8 protein-coding genes, 3 tRNA genes and 1 pseudogene are annotated in these 5,568 nt (G+C 34.6%); all 12 read right to left on the bottom strand.

Annotated elements, in window-relative coordinates:
- A pseudogene (locus tag B5D12_RS09890) lies at nucleotides 1–254 on the bottom strand (ISLre2 family transposase); the annotation flags it as partial.
- 108 nt (nucleotides 255–362) lie between these two features.
- Nucleotides 363–725: a YtxH domain-containing protein gene (locus B5D12_RS09885; RefSeq protein WP_078756645.1), complete on the bottom strand. Its 363-nt coding sequence runs from the start codon at nucleotides 723–725 to the stop codon at nucleotides 363–365.
- Nucleotides 725–1,162 carry an HIT family protein gene (locus B5D12_RS09880; RefSeq protein ID WP_078756644.1) on the bottom strand — a complete coding sequence of 146 codons (438 nt, stop codon included), beginning with the start codon at nucleotides 1,160–1,162 and terminating at the stop codon, nucleotides 725–727. Before B5D12_RS09880 ends, B5D12_RS09885 begins: the two co-directional genes overlap by 1 nt.
- Nucleotides 1,163–1,202: 40 nt before the next feature.
- A complete protein-coding gene (locus B5D12_RS10325) occupies nucleotides 1,203–1,535 on the bottom strand; it encodes a DUF1294 domain-containing protein (protein WP_200803029.1) in 333 nt (110 codons plus the stop codon).
- A 290-nt stretch (nucleotides 1,536–1,825) separates the two neighbouring features.
- On the bottom strand, nucleotides 1,826–2,056 hold the full coding sequence (nrdH, locus tag B5D12_RS09870) for a glutaredoxin-like protein NrdH (protein WP_078756643.1): 231 nt from the start codon (nucleotides 2,054–2,056) through the stop codon (nucleotides 1,826–1,828).
- Nucleotides 2,057–2,544: 488 nt separating this feature from the next.
- On the bottom strand, nucleotides 2,545–3,111 hold the full coding sequence (gene epsC / locus B5D12_RS09865; RefSeq protein WP_078756642.1) for a serine O-acetyltransferase EpsC: 567 nt from the start codon (nucleotides 3,109–3,111) through the stop codon (nucleotides 2,545–2,547).
- Nucleotides 3,104–4,012 (bottom strand): cysteine synthase A, encoded by a 909-nt coding sequence (gene cysK / locus B5D12_RS09860; RefSeq protein WP_078756641.1) that lies wholly within the window; start codon nucleotides 4,010–4,012, stop codon nucleotides 3,104–3,106. The genes epsC and cysK overlap by 8 nt, the downstream gene beginning before the upstream one ends.
- A 631-nt stretch (nucleotides 4,013–4,643) precedes the next feature.
- Complete coding sequence (locus tag B5D12_RS09855) at nucleotides 4,644–4,865, bottom strand: YneF family protein (protein ID WP_071408700.1); 222 nt, start codon at nucleotides 4,863–4,865, stop codon at nucleotides 4,644–4,646.
- Nucleotides 4,866–4,942: 77 nt separating this feature from the next.
- Entirely contained in the window at nucleotides 4,943–5,194 is a 252-nt protein-coding gene (locus B5D12_RS09850; protein WP_078756640.1) for a DUF896 domain-containing protein, read from the bottom strand.
- A 49-nt stretch (nucleotides 5,195–5,243) separates the two neighbouring features.
- Nucleotides 5,244–5,314 (bottom strand) — tRNA-Gly (locus B5D12_RS09845).
- A gap of 5 nt (nucleotides 5,315–5,319) precedes the next feature.
- Nucleotides 5,320–5,392 (bottom strand) — tRNA-Asp (locus tag B5D12_RS09840).
- A gap of 2 nt (nucleotides 5,393–5,394) precedes the next feature.
- A tRNA-Met gene (locus B5D12_RS09835) sits at nucleotides 5,395–5,467 on the bottom strand.
- Nucleotides 5,468–5,568 lie beyond the last annotated feature (101 nt).

The raw sequence follows: 5,568 nt of genomic DNA, 5'->3' as shown, positions 1-5,568 counted from the left end.
CCAATCAGTGTGGAGATTGTTTTTTCATCATTGCTACGATGAACGCTATATCTTGCTTTTCTTCCAGGACTTTCAAAGAGTGATTCCTCAATTGTTGTACAGAGATCTTCTCCTAAATCGACTGAGAGTTGACGCATCGTATCGCTAATGGTTTGGATGCATGTTGAAAAGTCTACTCCACCTTGAATCGCTTGATTATATAAATCTGCCATCATTTCATTAATTTCTTGCATAATTTGTGTTATAATACTCATGGATAATCCTCTACCTTTCTGTGTGTTTTTACCTACTTACAGTATAGCAGAGGATTATCTTTTTTGCTTTTAGCTGACCAACAATTATTTTACACTAAGAGAAAAATACTAATTTTCTGATGCCTTTGCTAGATTGTTCATATTTTCTTCTAAATTATCTTTCAATGTCTCGATTCTTCTTTGAATGCGATTAATACGTGGTTGATTATTTTCCATAAAATGTTTAATATCACCTTGTAATTCTTCAACCAATGCCTGAGTCTTTTGGACACCATCATTTTTTACTTGATCGACAACAGTATTCAAATGATCTACTTTAAATTTCAAGTCGGTCACATCGCTTTGAGTTTGCTCTTTAAATTCCTTCAATTGCGTACGTGTTTCGGAACCTTTTCGTGGTGCATTGAGTAGACCAATGGCTGCTCCTATCACAGCACCCCAAAATAAGCCGGACCTAAAAGTTTGTTTCATTATTCAGTCACCTCACTAATCCCTTGCGTAATTTGGTCAGCTAAAGATGCTAGCTGTTCTTTCGATACATCATCCATATGATTAGTAAATGTCAAACCAAAGCCATCTTTTTCACCATAACGTGGAATGAGATGCCAATGTGAATGAAACACCGTTTGGTAAGCTGCCTCGCGATTGTTATTTAAAATATTTAAACCTAACATATCTGGAAATGCTTTATCTAATCCTTTCGCAATTTTTGGTAAACGTGACAACACATCCCCCGCTAATGTTGGTGAATAATCAAAAATATCTTGCACATGTTCTTTCGGAACTAATAATGTATGACCAGGAGTTGTTTGAGAAATATCTAAAAAGGCATACACCAAATCATCTTCATAGACCTTTGCAGAAGGAATTTCTCCATTTATTATTTTACAAAAAATACAATCAGTCATTTATAAAACCTCCATTCTAATTGAAATAAGTATAACAAATTTAAAATAGTGAAGCAAAAAATTGATAATATACCAACACTACTAAAAAGATACCCGCTAGATAAACAATCGTAAAATAAGGTTTACGAATTTTATGCCGAAAAAGAAACATTCCCACTAATCCTCCAAGTCCACCGCCAAAGAACCCCATGGCTAATAAGGTCTGCTCTGAAATCCTTTGCGCCTTTTTAATAGCCATCCATTTATCCCAAAGCATCGCGAACAGCGAACTGACATTTAGAATAATTAAATATACAATAAAAAAAGTTTGAGCATTTAAATGATTAATAAAGTAGTCGAACAAGTTATTTGTTAGTAAAATGATGTTTTCCAATTGATTTCCTCTCTTTACTAATGAAATTAATCTATTATGCCAGAATCTTTTTGGGCTTAAAAGTCCACATGGACAATCAGCATCATCGAGTATGGTAATTTATTTGCAACAAATTTTCTATTAGTAACCCGTTATTAAAATTACTTTTTAATAAAAGCTCTATACTATTCAGTGCGAATAAACTGAGTAATATTGCTCACCTAAACTATTTGATCAAAACTCCTAATAACAAAAAAACTCGACTATTAGTCTAATAACTAATTAATCGAGTAAATCTGAATCATATTGATTTATACCGCTAATTTTGCTAAGCGATCAGGTCTAAAACCAAAGAATGGTTCTTCGCCTTCAATTTCTACTACTGGTAAAGATTGGAAGCCCATTTCCTTAATTTTATTTAATGCTTCTTCATTTTCATAAACATCAATCATTGTATATTCTACAGAATTATCTTCTAAGAATTTTTTGGTAAAATTACATTGCATACAATTTGGTTTTGAATAAACAGTTACATTTTTCATAATCCACTCTCTTTCCGTCGATTTGATTATCGACTGATTGTCAATGACTATATACTACCCTATCTTTACTGCTATTGCAACTATATATTGTGTTTAATTTTTACTCGAACACTAAATATAGTGTTTTCAGTGAGGTTAGGGTGCTTATCAAAATTAACAATACTAAATTTCATACATTTTAAATTTTCCAAAAGCGATTAGAACAGGCTCAAAAATCAAACTAAATGTAATTCTAATAATTCTATTTTGTAAGGTGTTAACTTGTCTTAACTAAGTTATTTATTGATTAAAAAATAGGGAGTGAATCAGAAGTAGAAAATCGAATGATTTTCGCTTCGTTTATTCACCGCACTTAACCAATGCGCTATAAACTAACAAGCACTAAGTTGACTAAATTAATCAAGTTTAAGCCAGTCTCTCAAAGATGAATTGTTAAATGATTAATTACATATCCTTAATATTTTTAATCACATAAAAAACATATTTTATTAAATAAACCATTCTGGTGGAACACTATTATCAGGTATATCTTTTGTTTGATAATATTTTGCCGGTATTCCAACAGCAGTCACATTTTGAGGTACTGACTTTAACACCACAGCACCAGCACCTACTTTAGCACCTTGTCCAATAGTAATATTTCCTAAAACCGTTGCGCCTGCCCCTAAGATCACATCTGATTCAACAGTTGGGTGACGTTTAATCCCTTTCTCCTTACCGGTTCCGCCTAAAGTTACACCATGGAAAATCGTTACACGATTGCCAATGATGACCGTTTCACCTATTACGACTCCGGTACCATGGTCAATAAATAGATGATGCCCAATTTGAGCACCTGGATGAATATCGATACCAGTCTTAGTTTTGGCTCTTTCGGAGACCCAACGAGCTAAAAATAAATGCTGACGTCGATATAACCAATGACTCAAGGTATGATATCGTCTAGCTTTTATGCCTGGAAATAATAGAAAAGCTTGTACCACACTAGTACAAGAAGGATCTTGTTGATAAGCCCATTTGGCTTCCTCCCACCAAAACTTAAATAATTTAAGCATTAAACAACCCTGCAGATAAGTAACGTTCACCTGTATCTGGTAAAACGGTCACCACTGTTTTTCCATATCCTAATTCTTTTGCTAATTCTGTAGCCGCAAAGACATTAGCACCTGATGAGATACCCACTAACAATCCTGCTGTTTTAGCCAATGATTTTGTTGATTCGATCGCATCTTCATTAGAAACTGTATAAACACGATCTACAACTTCAGCTTTATAATTATCAGGTACAAAATTTGCCCCAATTCCTTGAATTTTATGGGGGCCTGCATGCCCTTCGCTTAACATTGGTGAAGCAATCGGTTCAACCGCCCAAACAATCGTCTCAGCATTTGCTTCCTTTAAAGTGAATCCTGTACCCGAAACAGTACCACCGGTCCCCACACCAGCCACAAAACCGTCCACTTGTTCTAAGTCTTCTAAGATTTCTTTACCGGTTGTTTCTCGATGTGCTTTAATATTCGCTTCATTAGTGAATTGTCCAAAAATAGGTGCCGATAATTCCTCAGCTAAAGCTTCTGCTTTGGCAGTAGCACCCTTCATTCCTTCTGAACCAGGAGTTAATACTAGATCCGCCCCATAAGCCGCCATTAAGTTTCGACGTTCAATCGTCATAGTTTCTGGCATTACTAAAATAACTTTGATTCCTAATGCAGCCCCCATCATAGCTAAAGCGACTCCAGTATTTCCACTAGTTGCCTCAATAATAGTGCCACCCGCTTTTAAGACTCCTTTATCTAATAAATCTTGTAAAATAAATTTTGCAGCACGATCTTTAATACTTGCACTTGGGTTGAAACTTTCTACTTTAACATAAATATCAGCACGATCCTGATTTGGATTAGGTAACTTTACTAAAGGTGTATTTCCTACTGTTTCGATAATGTTCTCAAATAACATATAAAATTTCCTCCTAATAGAACCCAATACTTTTCGAATATTATCTAAGTAATAATTGGATTTTCAATAATTCATAAGAAGTATTATGCCATATCTCTTTATGATTATAAAGTAAAATGCTTGTTAGAATGTCTTGTTTTTATAACCGATAAGATAATCGCTATACCTGCTAATACTGCTCCAATCAATAAGAGCATAAGATTCGATCATATATAAGAAGTATTTAATATTTCCAAATTACAAAAAAATATTGTTACGAAGTTACATAAGTGACATCCTCCATCAAACTAAAGCATAAGGATAACTTTTAGTAAATTTTTTACGTATGCTTAAGCACATAAAAACAATCACTAGCATCCGCAAGAAATAGTAAATTGAATAATTTTCACTTAGCCCGCTGTACAATCAAGTCAGTTTCAAAAAAATTTTTAAAACGCTGTTTAATGCCAATCAACAATAGCGATGATAATTAACGACCCATAACATGACTACATTATTCAAGTTTATATCAATCATCATTAAAAATGATTGATTAAAATACCCATTTTGTGCCTATTCAACGAAGAATATAAAAAAGACTGATGACAAAGTTTATTTTAACTCGTCAAACAGTCTATAAAGTCTATAAAGTCTATTGTTGTTGCATTTTCATACTATTTAGAATTTGTTGAACTTTTTTCTTAGATGGTTTTTGACCCATTTGCGCCATCATTTGTGTAATCATACGCTCATCAATTGGTGGGTTTTCTTTAAAGTAATTCATCATATAACGACGAGCAGCAAAAAAGCCTCCTACGAAACCAGCGATAATACCAATTACAACGATAATTAACCATGCCCATGTTGGTAACATACTATTCCCTCACTTTCCTAACTAAATACATTATATATAATACTAAAGAATGATTAAAAATAAAAGTATTAATCTAATTAATCCTCATTATGACGATTATGGATACGTTTTTCTTTTTGAATCGCCTTCAATTTATCAGGAGTGACATCATTTCCTTCTTCATCAACTATTTTTAATCCTTCAATATGGTTTCGAAAACCTTTACGTAAGTTTTGTAAATACTCTTCCCTTAGTACAGATTGTTCTTTTAATTCAGCATCAGTCAAACCATGCTCTTTCTTCTTTTTCGATAGTTCATTAATTCGACGTAATTTATCTTCGCTTAACAAAAATGTTTCCTCCTAACTATAAAAAAAGACTCACCGAAGTGAGTCGTGAAGCGGGTGACGAGAATCGAACTCGCGACAACAGCTTGGAAGGCTGTAGTTTTACCACTAAACTACACCCGCATCGACGGTCCCGACGGGATTTGAACCCGCGATCTCCTGCGTGACAGGCAGGCATGTTAACCCCTACACCACGGAACCAATTGCGGGGGTAGGATTCGAACCTACGACCTTCGGGTTATGAGCCCGACGAGATGCCAGCTTCTCCACCCCGCGATAATATTATATATAAGGAGGATGTGGGATTCGAACCCACGCACGCTCTTACACGCCTGACGGTTTTCAAGACCGTTCCCTTCAGCCGGACTTGGGTAATC

The sequence above is a fragment of the Globicatella sulfidifaciens DSM 15739 genome (genome assembly GCF_900167405.1).
In the GTDB taxonomy this organism is placed as follows: domain Bacteria; phylum Bacillota; class Bacilli; order Lactobacillales; family Aerococcaceae; genus Globicatella; species Globicatella sulfidifaciens.
Note: the sequence above shows the minus strand (reverse complement) of the source record. Positions and strands in the feature narration are given on the sequence as shown.